The sequence below is a fragment of the Pseudomonas sp. ZT5P21 genome (genome assembly GCF_054897785.1).
This window is the reverse complement of record NZ_CM142705.1, coordinates 255,550-274,441: the sequence shown is the minus strand read 5'-3', so window position 1 is coordinate 274,441 and position 18,892 is coordinate 255,550. Positions and strand designations below refer to the sequence as shown.

General features: G+C 59.1%; 19 protein-coding genes. 9 read left to right on the top strand and 10 right to left on the bottom strand.

What is annotated here, in order from left to right; translation table 11 throughout:
• Window positions 1-2 precede the first annotated feature (2 nt).
• Genes ACYZT9_RS01265 through ACYZT9_RS01255 form a run of 3 tightly spaced genes read left to right on the top strand, consistent with a single transcriptional unit; the run spans window position 3 to window position 2,595 of the window.
• The gene (locus tag ACYZT9_RS01265; protein WP_462008203.1) at window positions 3-1,076 is read left to right on the top strand and encodes a COX15/CtaA family protein; all 1,074 of its coding nucleotides are present in this window, start codon (window positions 3-5) and stop codon (window positions 1,074-1,076) included.
• Window positions 1,064-1,963 carry a heme o synthase gene (gene cyoE / locus ACYZT9_RS01260; RefSeq protein ID WP_462008202.1) on the top strand — a complete coding sequence of 300 codons (900 nt, stop codon included), beginning with the start codon at window positions 1,064-1,066 and terminating at the stop codon, window positions 1,961-1,963. Before ACYZT9_RS01265 ends, cyoE begins: the two co-directional genes overlap by 13 nt.
• Complete coding sequence (locus ACYZT9_RS01255) at window positions 1,960-2,595, top strand: SCO family protein (RefSeq protein ID WP_462008201.1); 636 nt, start codon at window positions 1,960-1,962, stop codon at window positions 2,593-2,595. The genes cyoE and ACYZT9_RS01255 overlap by 4 nt, the downstream gene beginning before the upstream one ends.
• A gap of 172 nt (window positions 2,596-2,767) precedes the next feature.
• Here the strand turns inward: ACYZT9_RS01255 and ACYZT9_RS01250 are convergent, their stop codons facing one another.
• The 3 genes from ACYZT9_RS01250 to ACYZT9_RS01240 all read right to left on the bottom strand — a co-directional run bounded on the left by ACYZT9_RS01250 (window position 2,768) and on the right by ACYZT9_RS01240 (window position 5,297).
• The gene (locus tag ACYZT9_RS01250; protein WP_462008200.1) at window positions 2,768-3,538 is read right to left on the bottom strand and encodes a MetQ/NlpA family ABC transporter substrate-binding protein; all 771 of its coding nucleotides are present in this window, start codon (window positions 3,536-3,538) and stop codon (window positions 2,768-2,770) included.
• A 77-nt stretch (window positions 3,539-3,615) separates the two neighbouring features.
• The gene (locus ACYZT9_RS01245) at window positions 3,616-4,290 is read right to left on the bottom strand and encodes a methionine ABC transporter permease (protein ID WP_462008199.1); all 675 of its coding nucleotides are present in this window, start codon (window positions 4,288-4,290) and stop codon (window positions 3,616-3,618) included.
• A complete protein-coding gene (locus tag ACYZT9_RS01240) occupies window positions 4,290-5,297 on the bottom strand; it encodes a methionine ABC transporter ATP-binding protein (protein WP_462008198.1) in 1,008 nt (335 codons plus the stop codon). The genes ACYZT9_RS01245 and ACYZT9_RS01240 overlap by 1 nt, the downstream gene beginning before the upstream one ends.
• A gap of 261 nt (window positions 5,298-5,558) precedes the next feature.
• On the opposite strand from ACYZT9_RS01240, the gene katE reads away from it, so the two are divergent.
• On the top strand, window positions 5,559-7,697 hold the full coding sequence (katE, locus tag ACYZT9_RS01235; RefSeq protein WP_462008197.1) for a catalase HPII: 2,139 nt from the start codon (window positions 5,559-5,561) through the stop codon (window positions 7,695-7,697).
• A gap of 119 nt (window positions 7,698-7,816) precedes the next feature.
• On the opposite strand, the gene ACYZT9_RS01230 is transcribed toward katE, so the two are convergent.
• The 4 genes from ACYZT9_RS01230 to zur are packed head-to-tail and all read right to left on the bottom strand — an operon-like array spanning window position 7,817 to window position 10,619.
• Window positions 7,817-8,533 carry a PA5502 family lipoprotein gene (locus ACYZT9_RS01230; protein WP_462008196.1) on the bottom strand — a complete coding sequence of 239 codons (717 nt, stop codon included), beginning with the start codon at window positions 8,531-8,533 and terminating at the stop codon, window positions 7,817-7,819.
• Window positions 8,534-8,570: 37 nt separating this feature from the next.
• A complete protein-coding gene (znuB, locus tag ACYZT9_RS01225) occupies window positions 8,571-9,359 on the bottom strand; it encodes a zinc ABC transporter permease subunit ZnuB (protein ID WP_462008195.1) in 789 nt (262 codons plus the stop codon).
• The gene (gene znuC, locus ACYZT9_RS01220) at window positions 9,352-10,137 is read right to left on the bottom strand and encodes a zinc ABC transporter ATP-binding protein ZnuC (RefSeq protein WP_462008194.1); all 786 of its coding nucleotides are present in this window, start codon (window positions 10,135-10,137) and stop codon (window positions 9,352-9,354) included. Before znuC ends, znuB begins: the two co-directional genes overlap by 8 nt.
• The gene (zur, locus tag ACYZT9_RS01215; protein WP_462008193.1) at window positions 10,137-10,619 is read right to left on the bottom strand and encodes a zinc uptake transcriptional repressor Zur; all 483 of its coding nucleotides are present in this window, start codon (window positions 10,617-10,619) and stop codon (window positions 10,137-10,139) included. Before zur ends, znuC begins: the two co-directional genes overlap by 1 nt.
• Window positions 10,620-10,685: 66 nt before the next feature.
• Between zur and ACYZT9_RS01210 the strand changes: the two genes are divergently transcribed.
• Entirely contained in the window at window positions 10,686-11,606 is a 921-nt protein-coding gene (locus ACYZT9_RS01210) for a zinc ABC transporter substrate-binding protein (RefSeq protein ID WP_462008192.1), read from the top strand.
• Window positions 11,607-11,746: 140 nt separating this feature from the next.
• Here ACYZT9_RS01210 and ACYZT9_RS01205 read toward each other — a convergent pair whose 3' ends face one another.
• Window positions 11,747-12,697: a homoserine kinase gene (locus ACYZT9_RS01205; RefSeq protein ID WP_462008191.1), complete on the bottom strand. Its 951-nt coding sequence runs from the start codon at window positions 12,695-12,697 to the stop codon at window positions 11,747-11,749.
• Between the two features lie 58 nt (window positions 12,698-12,755).
• Window positions 12,756-13,046 (bottom strand): DUF2782 domain-containing protein, encoded by a 291-nt coding sequence (locus ACYZT9_RS01200; RefSeq protein WP_253434324.1) that lies wholly within the window; start codon window positions 13,044-13,046, stop codon window positions 12,756-12,758.
• A 74-nt stretch (window positions 13,047-13,120) separates the two neighbouring features.
• On the opposite strand from ACYZT9_RS01200, the gene polA reads away from it, so the two are divergent.
• A complete protein-coding gene (gene polA / locus ACYZT9_RS01195; RefSeq protein ID WP_462008190.1) occupies window positions 13,121-15,889 on the top strand; it encodes a DNA polymerase I in 2,769 nt (922 codons plus the stop codon).
• Between the two features lie 370 nt (window positions 15,890-16,259).
• Here the strand turns inward: polA and yihA are convergent, their stop codons facing one another.
• The gene (gene yihA, locus ACYZT9_RS01190) at window positions 16,260-16,901 is read right to left on the bottom strand and encodes a ribosome biogenesis GTP-binding protein YihA/YsxC (RefSeq protein ID WP_462008189.1); all 642 of its coding nucleotides are present in this window, start codon (window positions 16,899-16,901) and stop codon (window positions 16,260-16,262) included.
• Between the two features lie 191 nt (window positions 16,902-17,092).
• On the opposite strand from yihA, the gene ACYZT9_RS01185 reads away from it, so the two are divergent.
• The 3 genes from ACYZT9_RS01185 to dsbA all read left to right on the top strand — a co-directional run bounded on the left by ACYZT9_RS01185 (window position 17,093) and on the right by dsbA (window position 18,882).
• A complete protein-coding gene (locus ACYZT9_RS01185; protein ID WP_462008188.1) occupies window positions 17,093-17,383 on the top strand; it encodes a c-type cytochrome in 291 nt (96 codons plus the stop codon).
• 46 nt (window positions 17,384-17,429) lie between these two features.
• Complete coding sequence (locus tag ACYZT9_RS01180) at window positions 17,430-18,041, top strand: c-type cytochrome (RefSeq protein WP_462008187.1); 612 nt, start codon at window positions 17,430-17,432, stop codon at window positions 18,039-18,041.
• Window positions 18,042-18,240: 199 nt separating this feature from the next.
• Window positions 18,241-18,882, top strand: coding sequence for a thiol:disulfide interchange protein DsbA (dsbA, locus tag ACYZT9_RS01175; RefSeq protein ID WP_462008186.1), 642 nt, complete (start codon window positions 18,241-18,243; stop codon window positions 18,880-18,882).
• The last annotated feature ends 10 nt before the right edge of the window (window positions 18,883-18,892 follow it).

Below are 18,892 nucleotides of genomic sequence, written 5' to 3'. Positions count from 1 at the left end.
TCATGGCCAAACCTGGATTTCGCCTCGCGTTGTTTGCCACCTTGCTGGCACTGATTGTGGTGCTGCTTGGCGCCTACACCCGCCTGACCCACGCCGGCCTCGGTTGCCCGGACTGGCCCGGCTGCTATGGCTTTATCAGCGTGCCGAATAGCGAAGCCCAACTGGCCCATGCCGAACTGCATTTTCCCGATGCACCCGTCGAAGCCCACAAGGGCTGGAACGAGATGGTTCATCGCTACTTCGCCGGCACGCTGGGTTTGTTGATTTCGGTGCTGGCCGGTCGTGCCTGGGTCCATCGCCGGCATCCGGGCCAACCGGTGAAGTTGCCGTTGTTTCTGCTGGCGGTGGTGATTGCCCAAGCGGCGTTCGGCATGTGGACGGTGACGCTCAAGTTGTGGCCGCAAGTGGTGACCGGGCATTTGCTCGGTGGTTTTGCCACGCTCAGTCTGTTGTTTCTACTGACCTTGCGCCTGTCCGGCGTGCTGCCAGCGCTGACCGTGCCCCGGCGCTTGCAGTACTGGGCGACGGCCGGGTTACTGCTGGTGATCCTGCAAATTGCCCTCGGTGGCTGGGTCAGCTCCAACTACGCGGCGGTGGCCTGCATCGACTTCCCGACCTGCCATGGGCAATGGCTGCCCCAGGCGGACTTCGCCAACGGCTTTCACCTGACCCAACACATCGGCCCCAATTACCTTGGCGGGCAGCTCGACAGCGATGCTCGCACGGCGATTCACGTCACTCATCGTATCGGTGCGCTGCTGGTCACAATGGTGCTGCTCGGTCTGGCGTGGCAACTGAAAGTGGTCGGCATGACCCGACTCGCCGGGCTGGTGCTGATCGCTCTCGCTGCACAAATCACCCTCGGCATCAGCAACGTGTTGTTCCACCTGCCACTGCCGGTGGCCGTCGCTCACAATGCCGGTGGGGCAGCGCTATTGCTGACGATGGTGCTGGTCAATTACCACGCGAGAACCCGTCTGGTTCGGGTCAAACAAAAGACACGCTGGCGCTTCAGCCCGCGCAAACACTCAGCCGGGCCCATAACAATAAAAGGAGAGATGCCATGGCGACTCTGATCGGCGCACGTCAAAGTCAGGCGATCTGGCGTGACTACCTGGAGCTGACCAAGCCAAAAGTGGTGGTGCTGATGCTCATCACCTCACTGGTCGGCATGTTTCTCGCGACCCGCGCCGGGGTACCGTGGACGGTGCTGGTGTTTGGCAATCTGGGGATTGCGTTGTGTGCCGGTGGGGCGGCGGCGGTCAACCATGTGGTGGACCGGCGAATCGATGCAGTCATGGCGCGCACCCACAAGCGTCCCTTGGCCGAAGGCCGGGTTTCACCGACGGCGGCGCTGACGTTCGCATTGGTGCTGGCGGTGCTAGGCCAGGCTTTGTTGCTGGCGTTTACCAATCCACTGACGGCTTGGCTGACGCTGGCTTCCCTGCTCGGTTACGCCGTGGTCTATACCGGTTTCCTGAAACGCGCGACGCCGCAGAACATCGTCATTGGCGGTCTGGCCGGTGCCGCCCCGCCGCTGCTCGGCTGGACCGCAGCCACCGGCCACGTCAGCGCCGAACCGCTGCTGCTGGTGCTGATCATCTTCGCCTGGACCCCGCCGCACTTCTGGGCGCTGGCGATTCATCGCAAAGAGGAATACGCCAAGGCCGACATCCCGATGCTGCCAGTGACCCACGGCGAGCACTACACCAAAATCCACATCCTGCTTTATACCTTCGCGCTGCTGGCCGTGAGCCTTATGCCGTACGTGATCCACATGAGCGGCATCCTCTACCTGATTTGCGCGCTGGGACTGGGCGCGAGGTTTCTGCAATGGGCCGTGGTGCTGTACCGTGGCACTCGGCCGCACGCGGCGATCAACACGTTCAAGTACTCTATTTACTACTTGTTCCTGCTGTTTATCGCGCTGCTCGTAGACCACTACTTACTGTTGAACCTATGACCCGAACTCAGAAAACCGTCTTCATCCTCGTCGCCCTGATCGCGCTGGTTCTGGGCCTGACCATCAATAAAGTGCTGTCCGGCAAAGGCCAGGGCGACCCGACCGCGTTAATTGACGCCGGAATCATCCTGTTGCCGCAAAGCCGTAACCTGCCGGACGTGACGATGACCGATCAGGACGGCAAACCGGTGGCGGTCAATGCGCTGAAAGACAAGTGGAGTCTGCTGTTCTTCGGTTACACCTTCTGCCCGGACATCTGCCCCACCACCCTCGCCCAGTTGCGCCAGATCAAGAGCGAATTGCCGCCGGAGGCTGTGGATAAGTTGCAGATCATTCTGGTGAGTGTCGATCCGAACCGCGACACGCCCAAGCAGCTCAAGCAATACCTGGGCTACTTCGATCCGCAGTTTCAGGGGCTGACGGCGTCGTCGGTGGAGGACATCCAGAAACTGGCCAATGCGGTGAGCATTCCCTTTATTCCGGCAGACACCCGCAAGCCGAATTACACGGTTGATCACAGCGGCAACCTGGCCGTGATCGGGCCGGATGGAACGCAGCGCGGGTTTATTCGGGCGCCGTTGAACAACGCCAAGTTGGTGGCGCAGTTGCCGGTGATGCTTAACCGCAAGTAACAGGACAGAACCTGTGAGAGCGAGCTTGCTCGCGATCGGACCTGTACATTCAACATCAATGTTGACTGGTAGACCGCTATCGCGAGCAAGCTCGCTCCCACAAGGTTTCGGTGTTTCAGGCATAAAAAATGGGGCGCATTCAATGCGCCCCATTTGTCGTTACAGCTTCAGATCAGAACGCCGGCACGACCGCGCCTTTGTACTTCTCGAGAATGAAGGCTTTCACTTCCGGGCTGTGCAGCGCCGCAACCAGCTTCTTCATGTCTTCGCTGTCCTTGTCGTCCGGACGGGCCACGAGGATGTTCACGTACGGCGAATCGCTGCCTTCGATGACCAGCGCATCCTTGGCCGGATCAAGCTTGGCTTCCAGCGCGTAGTTGGTGTTGATCAGCGCCAGGTCGACCTGGGTCAGCACGCGTGGGATGGTCGCGGCTTCCAGTTCACGGAACTTGAGATCCTTGGCGTTTTCGGTGATGTCCTTGACGGTCGACAGGATGTTGTTCGAATCCTTCAACTTGATCAGGCCAGCCTTCGCCAGCAGCAACAGCGCGCGGCCCCCGTTGGTGGCGTCGTTCGGGATCACCACGTTGGCGCCGCCCGGCAATTCGGTCAGCGCTTTGTACTTGCTGGAGTAAGCGCCCAACGGTTCCAGGTGCACACCACCTACAGAAACCAGGTTCGTGCCCTTGGCCTTGTTGAATTCATCGAGGTACGGCTGGTGCTGGAAGAAGTTGGCGTCCAGACGTTTTTCGGCCACTTGCACGTTTGGCTGGATGTAGTCGGTGAAGACTTTGACCTTCAGGTCCACGCCCTCTTTGGCCAGGGCCGGCTTCACGAATTCGAGGATTTCCGCGTGCGGGACCGGGGTGGCCGCGACGGTCAGGGTGTCGGCGTGGGCGGAAAAGGCTGCAACGGCAGCGAACGCGACGAGTAGTTTTTTCATTCAGCTAACTCCTTGTGCGGCGCCTGTTTGCGGCGCCTGCCAGCGAATGGCCGGCTCATGCATTTAATGACAAAAGCTTATTTACGCGAAAAGTGTACGACCAGCTTATCGCCAACGGTTTGCAACACTTGAACCAGCACCAGCAGCAATACCACGGTGACCACCATTACATCGGTCTGGAAACGCTGGTAACCGAAACGGATCGCCAGGTCGCCCAGACCGCCCGCACCCACCACGCCGGCCATCGCCGTGTAGGACACCAGTGTAATTGCTGTCACCGTAATCGCCGCGAAGATGCCCGGGCGGGCTTCCGGCAGCAAGGCATTGGTGATGATCTGACGTGTCGTCGCGCCCATCGCCTGGGTGGCTTCGATGATGCCGCGATCCACTTCACGCAGAGCGGTTTCCACCAAACGCGCGAAGAACGGCGTGGCGCCCACCACCAGCGGTGGAATTGCACCGGCAACACCCAGCGAGGTGCCGGTGATCAACACGGTGAACGGAATCATCACGATCAGCAAAATGATGAAGGGCAGCGAACGCAGAATGTTCACCACCAGCGACAGCATCGCGTAAACGCCCCGGGCCTCGAGCAACTGACGCGGGCTGCAAAGGAACAGCAGCACACCCAGTGGCAGGCCCAACAGCACGGTGAACAACAGCGAACCGCCGAGCATCAGCAGAGTGTCGCCGGTGGCCAGCCAGATTTCGAACCAGTCGATATTGGCGAAGAAACTTGTCAGGGCTTCCATCAGCGCAGCACCTCCATGTGGACGTCAGCCGCGGTGAAGCGGGCAAACGCCGCCTCCATATCGCCGCCGGTAACCGCCAGGGTCAATTGCCCGTAGGGGATGTCTTTGATACGGTCGATACGACCGGCCAGGATGCTGTAGTCCACGCCCGTTTCCCGAGCGACAGTTCCCAGCAACGGCGCGTAGGTCGCTTCGCCCTGGAAGGTCAGACGCACGATACGACCCGGCACGTGAGCGAAATCGTCGCGCTGTTCGCTTTCGTCGATCTGCTCGTCTTCCTGCACAAAACGCTTGGTGGTCGGGTGCTTGGGATGCAGGAACACCTCGGCCACCGAGCCTTGCTCGACGATCACACCAGCGTCCATGACCGCCACCTGGTCGCAGACCCGACGGATCACATCCATTTCGTGAGTGATCAGGACAATGGTCAGCTTCAGCTCACGGTTGATCTCGGCCAGCAGTTGCAGGACCGACGCCGTGGTCTGAGGGTCCAGGGCGCTGGTGGCTTCATCGCACAACAAAATTTTTGGTTTGGTTGCCAGAGCGCGGGCAATACCCACACGCTGCTTCTGGCCACCGGACAACTGCGCCGGGTACTTTTTGGCGTGGTCGGACAAACCCACCCGCGCCAGCAACTCGGCCACACGCTGATCGATCTCACTGCGCGTCAGTTCGCCCGCGAGGGTCAGTGGCAACGCAACGTTGTCGGCAACGGTCTTGGACGCCAGCAGGTTGAAGTGCTGGAAAATCATCCCGACCTGCTGACGGAAACGTCGCAGGCTGTTGGCGTCGAGCGCCGTGACTTCCTCGCCGTCGACGATGATCTTGCCGCCACTGGAGTTCTCCAGGCGATTGATCAGACGCAGCAGAGTACTTTTTCCCGCTCCAGAATGACCGATCAGGCCGAAGACCTGACCGTTCTCAATCGTCAGACTGGTCGGGTGCAGGGCGGGAATATCCTTACCGGCGACGCGGTAGGTTTTGTGGACGTTTTGAAACTCGATCACGTAGCGAACCTTGTGGGGCGCGTTAGAAAAGGATCAGCGGTTAGCCGGGCGCGCATTTTAGCCTTTCCGTATAGAGGTTATTAGCATTTATTCCGCATTCAACCTTCCATTTGGCAATAACGCGATCAAAGGTCATAAAAAAGGAACGGCTGAAACCCTCGCCAGTCACTACTAAAGCAACTCGATAACTGCAGATGTCGAGGCTGGAACCTTGCTTACAAGTCCGGCTAGGACGAGAACGAAACGAGGAGTTTACGACTGATGAGTACCAAGAAGCCTGCCTCCCCCAAAAGCGCACTGGCCGGGACCGACACCCTGGACCGCGGCAACACCAACACCAAGCTCGACAGCCTGGAAAAATTCCGTTCCGACGCCACCGACCAAGCCCTGCGCACTAATCAGGGTGTGAAGGTTTCGGACAACCAGAACACGCTGAAAGTCGGTGCCCGCGGGCCCTCGCTGCTGGAAGACTTCATCATGCGTGAAAAGATCACGCACTTTGACCACGAGCGCATCCCGGAGCGCATCGTCCACGCCCGGGGTACTGGCGCTCATGGTTTTTTCCAGACCTACGAAAATCATTCCGTATTGACCAAGGCCGGTTTCCTACAGGACCCAGGTAAGAAAACCCCAGTCTTCGTACGATTTTCCACGGTGCAAGGCCCGCGCGGGTCGGGCGATACTGTGCGCGACGTACGCGGTTTTGCCGTGAAGTTCTTCACCGACGAAGGTAACTTCGACCTGGTGGGCAACAACATGCCGGTGTTTTTCATACAGGACGCGATCAAGTTTCCTGACTTCGTGCACGCGGTAAAACCCGAGCCACACAATGAGATTCCTACGGGTGGCTCGGCGCACGACACCTTTTGGGACTTTGTCTCGCTGGTGCCCGAATCAGCGCACATGGTGATGTGGGCGATGTCTGACCGTGCGATCCCGAAAAGCCTGCGCAGCATGCAAGGCTTCGGCGTGCATACATTCCGCCTGATCAACGCCGAGGGCAAATCACGCTTCGTCAAATTCCACTGGCGCCCTGCCGCCGGGACTTGCTCGCTGGTCTGGGATGAAGCCCAGAAGCTCGCCGGTAAAGACACCGACTACCACCGGCGCGATCTCTGGGAATCGATCGAGATGGGCGATTACCCGGAATGGGAATTGGGCGTACAGGTGGTCGAGGAGGAAAACGAACATTCCTTCGATTTCGATATTCTCGACCCGACCAAAATCATTCCCGAGGAAATCGTACCTATCACGCCACTGGGCAAGATGGTGCTCAACCGCAACCCGGACAACTTCTTCGCCGAAACCGAGCAGGTCGCTTTCTGCCCGGGGCATATCGTGCCGGGGATCGATTTCTCCAACGACCCGCTGCTGCAAGGTCGACTGTTTTCCTACACCGATACGCAAATCAGCCGACTCGGTGGGCCGAACTTTCACGAGATCCCGATCAACCGTCCGGTGGCACCGTTCCATAATGGTCAGCGAGATGCGCTTCACCGCACCACCATTGACAAGGGTCGCGCGTCCTACGAGCCGAACTCCATCGACGGTGGCTGGCCGAAAGAAACGCCACCCGCCGCGCAGGATGGTGGCTTCGAGTCGTATCCAGAGCGCATCGACGCCAACAAGATCCGTCAGCGCAGCGAGTCGTTCGGCGATCACTTCTCCCAGGCGCGCCTGTTCTTCAAGAGCATGAGCAAGCACGAGCAGGAACACATCATTTCGGCCTACAGCTTCGAATTGGGCAAGGTCGAGCGCGAGTACATCCGTGCGCGTGAGGTGAATGAGATCCTCGCCAACATCGACCTGGAACTGGCCAGCCGTGTGGCGCAAAACCTTGGATTGCCGGCGCCAAAGGCTGGAACTGTCGATGTGCCAAAAACTTCGCTGGACCGCTCGCCGGCCTTGAGTCAGGCCAATCTGCTGCCGGGTGATATCAAAACCCGAAAAATCGCGATTCTGGCGGCCAATGGCGTTGAAGGTGCTGCTATCGATGCGATGAAAGCAGCGCTGAAGGCCGAAGGCGCCCATGCCAAATTGCTCGGCCCGACATCGGCGCCGGTGACAACTGCTGACGGCAAACTGCTGCCCGTGGATGCGTCGATGGAAGGCTTGCCATCCATTGCGTTCGATGCGGTCTTTGTGCCGGGTGGCGCGGCGTCGATCAAGGCGTTGAGCGGTGATGGCGTGGCGCTGCACTATGTGTTGGAGGCGTACAAGCATTTGAAGGCGATTGCGCTGCAGGGTGAGGCGAAGCAGTTGCTGGATGTGTTGAAGCTGGAAGTGGACGCGGGGTTGATCGTCGGGGCGGATGCCTCGCTGACCAAACCGTTTTTTGCCGCGATTGCGCAGCATCGGGTTTGGGATCGGGAGCCTAAGGCCAAGGCGATTCCGGCTTAAAGATTTGTATCGATAGCGAGGACGCCTTCGCGGGCAAGCCCGCTCCCACAGGTTCAGTGTCGTTCACATAATTAGAGAACGACACAGATCCTATGGGAGCGGGCTTGCTCGCGAAGCTTTTAGGGTTTACGCGGGCTCAAAACTATTTGGGCCGGAATGTTGCGCACAATCTGCTTCTGCAGATTCAAATCAAAGTCCGAATCCAGCTTCTTCACCCGTTTGGTCAACAACGTCGCCAACCACGGATAGTCCTGCGTTCGCGGTGCCTGAATGCTCACGTCACACTGATAATTCACCACATCGGCAGCGATCGCATCCAGTTGGCGACGAAGCTTGGACATATCGGTGAGGTTCAGCGCAATCGTGGTGCTTTCGGCGGTCGGATCAATCAGTTTCGCCTGCGGTTTAGCCTCGGCAGCCAACAGGGCCGCTTCGGCTTTATCGAGCTCAGCCTTGCGCGCATTGACGATGGCGTTGTTGACCCCACCGGTCAGCGCCGGCGCCTTGGGCATCAATGCCCGCGCACGGCTCAAGGCGGTGGCAGCGGCATTCACATCGCCTTTTTGCAGCACGATCTGGCTGCGTTGCAGATAGGCTTCGGCGAGTTGGCGTTGGTACTGCACGAGGAATGGGTCGTTCGGCGACTCAGCCTGCAACGCAGCCAGTTGACTTTCGGCAGTGGCCAGCTCGCTGCTGGCGAGGCTTTGCTCGAGCTGCGCGATGGCCGCGGCCTGCGCATCAGTGGGCTCGGTGGCCGCCGGAGGCGTGCTTTGACAGGCACCCAGTAGCAGTGAAAATGCGACAAGGAGCAGATAACGGGAGGCTAACAGCTTCATTCCTGCGACTCTCTATTTGCGCAAAAAACGAGCAAGTCTACACCCCTCGACGGGGCAGGACAAAACTCAGCAGAAACAGCGCGGCGGCCGTCACCACGATCGACGGGCCCGCCGGGGTGTCCTTGAACCAGGACAATGCCAAACCGCCACACACCGCGAGCACGCCCATCAAGCTTGCGCCCAGCGCCATCTGCTCCGGTGACCGGGCGTGACGTTGCGCCGCAGCCGCGGGGATGATCAACAGCGACGTAATCAGCAACACACCGACAATTTTCATTGCCACTGCGATCACTACGGCGATCAGCAACATCAGGGTCAGGCGTAGCGCCGGCACGGGCAAACCTTCCACCCTGGCCAGCTCTTCATGCACCGTGATCGCCAGCAAGGGCCGCCATAACGTCACCAACAGGGCCAGAACGGCCGCGCTGCCACCGAGAATCCACGCCAGATCGGTCGGACTGATCGCCAGCAAATCGCCGAACAGGTAGGCCATCAGGTCGATCCGCACTTCGTGCATGAAGCTTAGTACCACTAGGCCCAAAGAGAGTGTGCTCGGCGCGAGAATTCCCAAAAGCGTGTCGGACGCCAACGGCTGGCGCTGTTGCAAGGTCACCAGCAACACCGCCAGCAGTAAACAGCCTACGGTGACGGCCACGGTCGGGCTGACATCCAGCAGGAAGCCCAACGCCACGCCGAGCAAGGCCGCGTGGGACAGGGTGTCGCCGAAATACGCCATGCGCCGCCAGACCACGAACGAACCCAACGGGCCCGCCACCAGCGCTAGAGCCAGGCCTGCAAGCAGGGCGTAAAGCAGAAAATCAGCCATGCTTGCAGCTATCTCCGTGAACGTGGGGTTGGCCCGGCGTGGTCGCGGTGACCACCGAACCATGCAGATCATGGGCGTGGTCGTGATGGTGGTGATAAATCGCCAGGCTTTGTGCGTTCTTTCCGAACAGCTCGACGAAAGCCGGATCGCCGCTGACCTGCTCGGGATGGCCGGAACAGCAAACGTGCCGATTGAGGCAGACCACTTGATCGGTGGTGCTCATGACCAGATGCAAATCGTGGGAAACCATTAACACGCCGCAGCCATGACGGTCTCGCAGACGAGTGATCAGGCTGTACAGTTCGGCCTGGCCTGCCACGTCGACGCCCTGCACCGGCTCGTCGAGCACTAGCAATTCAGGCTCGCGCAACAGCGCCCGGGCCAGCAACACCCGCTGCATTTCACCACCGGAAACACTTTGCACCGGGCTGTCGATCACCTGCTCGGCGCCGACTTCCTTCAGTGCCGCCAACGCGCGAGAGCGATCCACACCGGGCACCAGTCGCAAGAAGCGCAACACCGACAATGGGAGCGTCGGATCGACGTGAAGTTTTTGCGGCATGTAACCGACTCGCAGTTTCGGCTTGCGCCACACGCTGCCACTGTCCGGCTTCAGCAAGCCGAGCACCGCCCGCACGAGGGTGGTTTTTCCGGCACCGTTCGGGCCGATCAGGGTGACGATCTGCCCCGGCTCGACGCTCAGCTCGATGTTATCCAGCACGTTTTGCCCGGCAAAGGTGACGGCAACCTGCTCGAGGAGGATCAGCGCGTTGCTCATCAAGCCCCCTGGCAACCCGAACAGACACCGACCACTTCGACGGTCTGGGTTTCTACAACAAATCCGACATCCCCGGCGCTGCCGATGATCGCGTCGCTGATGGACTTCTGCTCAAGTTCGATGGCGGCGTGGCATTCGCGGCAGATCAGGAATTGGCCTTGGTGGGCGTGTTCCGGGTGATTGCAGCCGACGAAGGCGTTCAGCGAAGAGATCCGGTGCACCAGACCGTTTTCCAGCAGGAAATCCAACGCGCGGTATACGGTCGGCGGCGCAGCGCGGCGGCCATCCTGCTCGCTGAGCACGGCAAGAATGTCGTAAGCGCCCAGCGGCTTGTGGCTTTGCCACACCAGTTCCAACACCCGCCGACGCAAGGCAGTCAGGCGCAGGCCTTGACGTGCGCAGAGGGCATCGGCCTCAGACAGAGCACTATGAACACAATGAGAGTGGTCGTGGGGACGGCTGGCAATCGGTGTTTTAGGCATGAGCGGCGACGAGTTTTGTGAGAGACGTTATTATGTTACCCGTTCTCGCCTCTTCGAGTGGTCATCGTGTCCCGACTTTTTTCTATCTTTGTCGCATTTGTCGCCAGTTTTCTGTTGATCGGTACGGCTCATGCCGAAGTCACAGTCCTCACCAGCATCAAGCCGCTACAGCTGATTGCCGCGGCGGTGCAGGACGGCGTGGCAGTTCCGGAAGTGCTGCTGCCGCCGGGTGCTTCGCCGCACAACTATGCCCTGCGCCCTTCCGACGTACGGAAGGTGCAATCGGTGGAGCTGGTTTACTGGATCGGTCCAAGCATGGAAGGTTTCCTGCCTCGCGTGCTGAAGGGTCGTACGCTGCCGAGCGTCGCAGTGCAGGATCTGCCGGGGCTGAAATTGCGTTCTTTCGCGGAAGACAGTCACTCCCACGCCGAAGAAGCCGATGAACATGATCACGATCACCGTCCCGGCAGCCTGGATGCACATTTGTGGTTGTCGCCGGTCAACGCTCGGGTAATCGCGACGAAAATGGCCGCTGATTTGAGCGCTGCCGATCCGGCCAATGCAGCGCGCTATCAAAGCAACCTCAAGGCATTTGACGCGCGTCTTGATGCGCTGGACCTGCGCTTGAAGGCGCGTCTGGCGGGCATCGCGGGGAAACCGTACTTTGTGTTCCACGAAGCCTTTGACTATTTCGAAGAGGCGTACGGCCTCAAGCATGCGGGCGTGTTCAGCGTCGCCGCCGAAGTCCAGCCCGGCGCCCAGCACGTCGCAGCGATGCGCACGCGGTTGCAGGCAGTAGGCAAGACCTGTGTGTTCAGTGAACCGCCGTTGCGTCCGCGTCTGGCGGAGACGCTGGTGGCGGGGTTGCCGGTGAAACTGGCAGAGCTGGATGCCTTGGGCGGATACACGCCGGCCACTGCTCAGGGGTATGAGCAGTTGCTGGAGAAGCTGGGGAATGATTTGGCGGGGTGTCTGGAGTCGTTGTAACCGGCACAAACCTGTGGGAGCGGGCTTGCTCGCGATGGCGCCGGTTCAGTCAACATCAATGCTGAATGTTACTCCGCCATCGCGAGCAAGCTCGCTCCCACAGGGGATTGCAGTGATGCCGGTCTTTATCTGACCAGCATTCAGAGGGCGAAAGGCAGAGGCGTACTGACCTTCTGTCGCTGCGCCAACCGCAACTGAAACTCCATCGGATCGTGAATCAACACGTCCTGTCCGGCAAAAGACTCCGCCGCAATCAACCGCGACAACCAGAACCGCACGCACGCCACCCGCAACATCGTTGGCCAAAGCTCAGCTTCGGCGGCAGTGAACGGACGCAACGCGGCATAGGCTCCCAGCAACGCCCGCGCTCGTGGCCCGTCGATCAACCCGTTGTCGTCCGAACACCAATCGTTCAAGGCAATCGCTACGTCATAGAGCATCGGCCCCGAGCAGGCGTTGTAAAAATCGATCAACCCGGTCAGGTGCGTGCCTTCAAACATCGCGTTGTCGCGGAACAAGTCCGCATGGATGTTGGCCCGCGGCAACGCCAGAATCTTTTCTTTTTGCTGTGTGATTTCGTCCAGCGCCCGTTGCAGCAGTTCTTTCTGCTCGGCATTCAGGTGCGACAACAGCTGCGTGCCCTCTTCCATCATCCAGTCCAGACCGCGATCGGTTTTGCGCTTGATCATGTTGGCCTGAGTGGCCAGATGCAGGTGTCCAAGCAACTCGCCTACCTGAGCACAATGCTGCGCGTTGGCGACCTTGATGTGCTTGCCGGCCAGACGTGGCTGCAACAGCGCAGGCTTGCCAGCCAGTTCGCGCAAGGCGATACCGTCGGTGGTGCGCAAGGCGTAGGGCACCGGCAGATCGGCTTCATGCAGCACATCGAGCAGTTCGATGAAGAACGGCATTTCCTGGACCGGACCACGCTCAACCAGGGTCAGGACAAATTCGCCCTGCTCAAGGCTGATAAAGAAATTGGTGTTTTCGCTACCGGCGGCAATCCCCTGGAAATCAAGCAGGCGGCCGAGCCCGTATGGGGCGAGAAAGATTTCCAGCTCGGGCCGAGCCAGCGGGGTGAACACAGACATGTTTTAACTGCCAGTACGGGCGCCGCTACTTGAGCCAGCGCCGATTGAAATTAAGAAACTACTTCCATTCAAAAATCTTCCACGACGGAATCAGCATATCCGGCTGATCCGAGCGGATGAAGTTCGCATCTGTACCGTCGGCGCGCACCAGGAAATACGGCGGTGCACCTTTCGGCGTGACCTTGATTGCATACAGGAAACCGTTCTGGCGGTATTCCTGAATGACTTTGTCCCCTTCCGTGCGGATCGTGACTTCCGGCTCCGGTGTCGGCGCATCGTCCGCTGCCATGGCGGCCAGTGGAACGGTTGCAAACAAGCCAGCCAGCAACAGGCGATTGAGTGTGCGCATGATAACCTTGTCCCTTTGTCGTCAACGGTCCCGCTATTCTAGCGCCGGACCCGCCGAAAAGGTTGATCCTGCTCATGAGCCAAGCCCCCCTCGTCCTGGTGGACGGTTCTTCTTACCTGTACCGCGCCTTTCACGCGCTGCCGCCGCTGACCACCTCCAAAGGTCTGCCGACCGGAGCGGTCAAAGGCGTGCTGAACATGCTCAAGAGTCTGCGCAAGCAGTACCCGGACAGTCCGTTTGCCGTGGTGTTCGACGCCAAGGGTGGGACGTTTCGCGATGACATGTACGCCGAATACAAGGCCAACCGTCCGAGCATGCCCGACGACATGCGCGTGCAGATCGAACCCTTGCACCAGAGCGTGAAAGCGCTGGGCTTCCCGCTGCTGTGCGTCGATGGCGTCGAGGCCGATGACGTGATCGGCACTCTGGCCCGCAGCAGCGCGGCGGCCGACCGCCCGGTGATCATCTCCACCGGCGACAAGGACATGGCGCAACTGGTCGACGGCCACATTACCTTGGTCAATACCATGACCGGTAGCGCCCTGGACGTAGAGGGCGTGAAGGAGAAATTCGGTGTCGCTCCCGAGCAGATCATCGATTATCTCGCGTTGATGGGCGATTCTTCCGACAACATCCCGGGCGTTCCGGGTATCGGTCCGAAGACGGCATCCGGCCTGCTGGTGGGCGTGAACGGCGGCCTGACCGAGCTCTATGCGCAACTCGACATCGTTCCGACCCTGCCGATTCGTGGGGCAAAAACCCTGCCGGCCAAACTCGAAGAGCACAAGGAGATGGCATTCCTCTCCTATCAACTGGCGACGATCAAGATCGACGTGCCGCTCGACATCGGCCTCGACGACCTGCAAATGGGCAAGCCGGATCACGACAAACTGGCCGAACTCTACACGCTGCTGGAATTCAAGAGCTGGTCAGACGAGAACCAGCGTGATGCCAAGCGTTCCGGCCAGGAGATTGTCGAGGTCGTTCAGGAGCAGCCGGGGGCTGTCGAATCGAAGTACGAAACCATCCTTGACGCCAAGCGCTTCGAAGCCTGGCTGGACAAACTCGACAAGGCGCAACTGATCGCCCTCGTCACGGAAACCAACGGCACCGATGCTCAGCACGCGCAACTGGTGGGGCTGTCTTTTTCCGTCGCTGCCAACGAAGCGGCCTACATTCCGCTGACCCATTCCTACATGGGCGTGCCAGAACAACTGGACCGCGATTTCGTTCTGCTGGCATTGAAACCGTTACTGGAAAACCCGAACAAGCTGAAAGTCGGCCAGAATGCCAAGTTCGAAACCAACATCCTCGCCAATTGCGCCATTGGTGGCGATCAGAACAACGGGATCACTTTTCAGGGCATTGTCTACGACACGATGCTTGAATCCTACGTGCTCGACTCGACCGCCACCCGCCACGACATGGACAGCCTGGCGCTGAAGTACCTGGGCGAGAGCAAGACCGACATTCAAGAGATCGCCGGCAAAGGCGTCAAACGGCTGACTTTCGACCAGATATCCCTGGAGCTGGCCGGGCCCTATGCCGCGGAAGATGCCGATGTTACTTTCCGTCTGCATGTGGCGCTGCAGGAAAAACTCGCGGCGACGCCAAGTCTGGGTAAAGTGCTCAACGACATTGAAATGCCCCTGATGCCAGTGCTGGCCCGGATCGAACGTCAGGGTGCGCTCGTGGACGCGAAACTACTGGGCATCCAGAGCGTGGAATTGGGCGAGAAACTGGTTGCCCTGGAGCGCGAGGCATTTGCCATTGCGGGCGAGGAATTTAACCTCGGTTCTCCAAAGCAACTGGGCGTCATCCTCTACGAAAAGCTCGGTTTGCCGGTACTCAGCAAAACCGCCAAAGGCCAGGCTTCGACGGCCGAAGCGGTGTTGGCCGAACTGGCGGAACAGGACTACCCGCTGCCCAAGGTATTGATGCAGTACCGCTCGCTGAGCAAACTCAAAAGCACTTACACCGACCGTCTACCCGAGCAGATCAACTCGCGTACTGGCCGCATCCATACGAACTATCAGCAAGCCGTCGCCGCCACCGGGCGCTTGTCGTCCATCGATCCGAACCTGCAGAACATTCCCATCCGCACCGCCGAAGGGCGACGGATTCGTCAGGCGTTCGTGGCGCCCAAAGGCTACAAGCTATTGGCGGCGGACTATTCGCAAATCGAGCTGCGGATCATGGCTCACCTGGCCAAGGACGAAGGTTTGCTGCACGCCTTCCGCAATGACCTGGACGTGCACAAAGCCACCGCCGCCGAGGTTTTCGGTGTTGAGTTGGCACAGGTCACCACTGATCAGCGGCGTAGCGCCAAGGCGATCAACTTTGGCTTGATCTACGGCATGAGCGCGTTTGGTCTGGCCAAGCAGATCGGCGTGGATCGTAAACAGTCCCAGGCTTACATTGACCGCTATTTCGCCCGTTACCCAGGCGTGCTCGAGTACATGGAGCGCACCCGCGCGCAGGCCGCCGAGCAAGGTTTCGTCGAGACCATCTTCGGTCGTCGCCTGTACCTGCCGGAGATCAACGCGAAAAACCCGGCCCTACGCAAAGGTGCCGAACGCACGGCGATCAACGCGCCGATGCAAGGTACCGCGGCGGACATCATCAAAAAAGCCATGGTGGCTGTGGATAAATGGCTGACGTCATCGGGGCTCGATGCCAAAGTCATCCTGCAGGTGCACGATGAATTGGTGCTTGAGGTGCGTGAAGATCTGGTTGACCAGGTTCGCGAGGAAATCCGTCTGCACATGAGCGAAGCCGCGAAGCTGGATGTACCGCTTCTGGTCGAGGTTGGCGTAGGAAATAACTGGGATGAGGCTCACTGATCCCTTTCTGTAGGAGCGAGCTTGCTCGCGATGAATTCGAGGACACCGCGTTCATTCAGGTAACACGCGTTATCGTTAACGACCATCGCGAGCAAGCTCGCTCCTACTGTGTCCGATGATGCGACCTGCGGGCTTATTTCGGAAATCGACGCGACTTATTTCGAATGGTTTTTGGAACGCCGGAACTAAACCTGTGAACTGCCACTCAGAATAACTGAATGGCTGGTGAAGCCCTTCATGCTCCTATGTTGTGTTAAGTGTTGGCAGATATCTGGACCCCGCCCTAACGGTCCGGAGCTTGAACCCCGGAACTTCCCCCTCCCCATAAGAAGTCCGGGGTTTTTTTTGCCCACTGTTTTTGCAGGGACGCTTACCCGGCAACCTCGGAGCCCTTGTCAGCCAGTTCCATCCAGCCCGCCAATACAGTGTAGGCGTCTTCCAGCCCCATGCGTTTTGGCGCCGAGAACAGCTGGATGCTGATCGCATCGCCCCATCCTTTGCGAATGTCCGACTGAACCTTGAGCAAGACGTTTTTCGCCGCGCCGTAAGTCAGCTTGTCCGCTTTGGTCAGCAGAATGTGCATCGGCATGCCGCTGGCGACGGCCCAGTCGAGCATCAACAGGTCGAAATCGGTCATTGGATGACGGATGTCCATCATCAGAATCAGCCCCTTCAAACTTTCGCGACCACCCAGATAAGCTTCCAGGTGGCGCTGCCAGTGGAGCTTCAACGGAATCGGCACTTTCGCGTAACCGTAACCCGGCAGGTCGACCAGACGACGATCATCGTCTAGCTTGAAGAAGTTCAAGAGTTGCGTGCGACCCGGGGTTTTCGAGGTCCGCGCCAGGCTGGCATGCGTCAGGGTGTTCAACGCGCTGGATTTACCGGCGTTGGAACGCCCGGCGAAGGCTACTTCAAAGCCTTCGTCGTCGGGGCATTGGTCGACTTTGGCAGCGCTGAGCATGAAGGTGGACTGTTGGCACAGGCCGAGGATGGGGTTCTTGAGTTGCATGGGATTTCCGATGTGGGCGGCGCCGGGAATGGACGCGGCAAGCGGTGTCGTTTCCGTTTCAGTGACGCCAGTATATAATGCCGCAGATTTTGTGTGCGCTTTGTCCCAGCGTAGGATGAAGTTCACGAGAGCGATTAACCTTGATTGCGCACTAGAACGCAGAACGCTCTCAACCCTGAAAAGGTCGTTTTATGACGAAATGGCTGCTAGCTGCCGGTGTCTTGATGCCGCTTTACAGCGCTCAGGCTACACAGGATCCGGAAGCTGTGTACAACCGTGTTTGTGGTGCCTGTCATTCCGGCCAACTACCCATGGCGCCCCGAAAGGGCGATCAGGAAGCTTGGACGCCGAGGTTGGCGAAAGGTATGGAGACGCTGGTGCAACACGTGACCCAGGGTTTCAAGGCGATGCCGCCGCGTGGTTTGTGCATGGACTGCAGTGCCGAGGATTACCAGGCCATCATCCAGTGGATGAGCAAGTGATCCCGGTCCATAACTCTTTAACCCTTAGCCGTAGTTGGATTAGCTGATGAACAAATTGATCGTGAGTCTGCTGTTGACCGTGGGGATCTCCGGCATAGCCCATGCTGCAGGTGATGCAACTGCTGGTCAGGCGAAAGCCGCAGTATGTGGTGCCTGTCATGGCCCGGATGGCAATAGCATGGCGCCTAACTTTCCGAAACTGGCAGGTCAGGGCGAGCGTTATCTGAACAAGCAGCTTCACGACATCAAGTCCGGCAAACGTGTCGTCCTTGAGATGACCGGCCTGCTGACCAACCTGAGCGATCAGGACCTGGCCGATATCTCCGCCTACTTCGCCAGCCAGAAAGGTAGCGTTGGCGCCGCCGACCCTAAAGTCGTGGCTCGCGGTGAAGCACTGTTCCGTGGTGGCGACCTTGCCAAGGGCCTGCCCGCCTGCACCGGCTGCCATTCGCCAAATGGCGCAGGCAACGCCGCTGCCGGCTTCCCGCACCTGGGCGGCCAGCATGCTCAGTACATCGCCAAGCAACTGACCGATTTCCGCAAGGAAGAAGGCGGCCGCACCAACGATGGCGACACCAAAACCATGCAGACCATTGCCAAACGCCTGAGCGACGAAGATATCGCAGCAGTGTCCAGTTACATTCAGGGCCTGCACTAAGACTGGCGAATCGGGCGTCGGGCGGGATGTACATCTCCTGCAACGTTAACGCTCTATTAATCCGTCGCAGCAAGTATAAAAAGGGTGGCTCAGGCCGCCCTTTTTTGTGGCCGCTGCCGTTACACTACAGAACTGAAGCCCGCCACGACCTGTCTGAAAACAGGTCGCGCGAGGCGACCCAATTGTCCAGGAGTAAAGCATGCGTAATCTGATCATCAGCGCCGCACTCGTCGCTGCGAGCCTGTTCGGCATGACTGCCCAAGCCGCCGAAGCACCCGCCGCCCCTTATGTCGAACTGAGCAATCCGGTTCCGGTCGCGGTGCCTGGCAAGATCGAAGTGGTGGAGCTGTTCTGGTACGGCTGCCCGCATTGCTACGCTTTCGAGCCAGTGATCAATCCTTGGGTCGAGAAACTGCCGTCCGACGTGAATTTCGTCCGTATTCCAGCCATGTTCGGCGGCCCATGGGATGCACACGGCCAAATGTTTCTGACTCTTGAAGCCATGGGCGTCGAGAACAAGGTTCACGCTGCGGTGTTCAACGCCATTCAGAAAGAACACAAGAAGCTGGTCGATAAAAATGAAATGGCCGATTTCCTGGCGACTCAAGGTGTAGACAAGGACAAGTTCCTGGCGACCTTCGATTCCTTTGCCATCAAGGGCCAGATCACCAAGGCTCGCGAACTGGCCAAGAAATATGAAATCACCGGCGTTCCAACCATGATCGTCAACGGCAAGTATCGCTTTGACGTAGGTTCTGCCGGCGGCGCCGAGCAAGCCCTGCAACTGGCCGACAAACTGGTCGACAAAGAGCGAGCGGCTAACAAGGCTGCTGCCAACTAAGCCCGGGGCC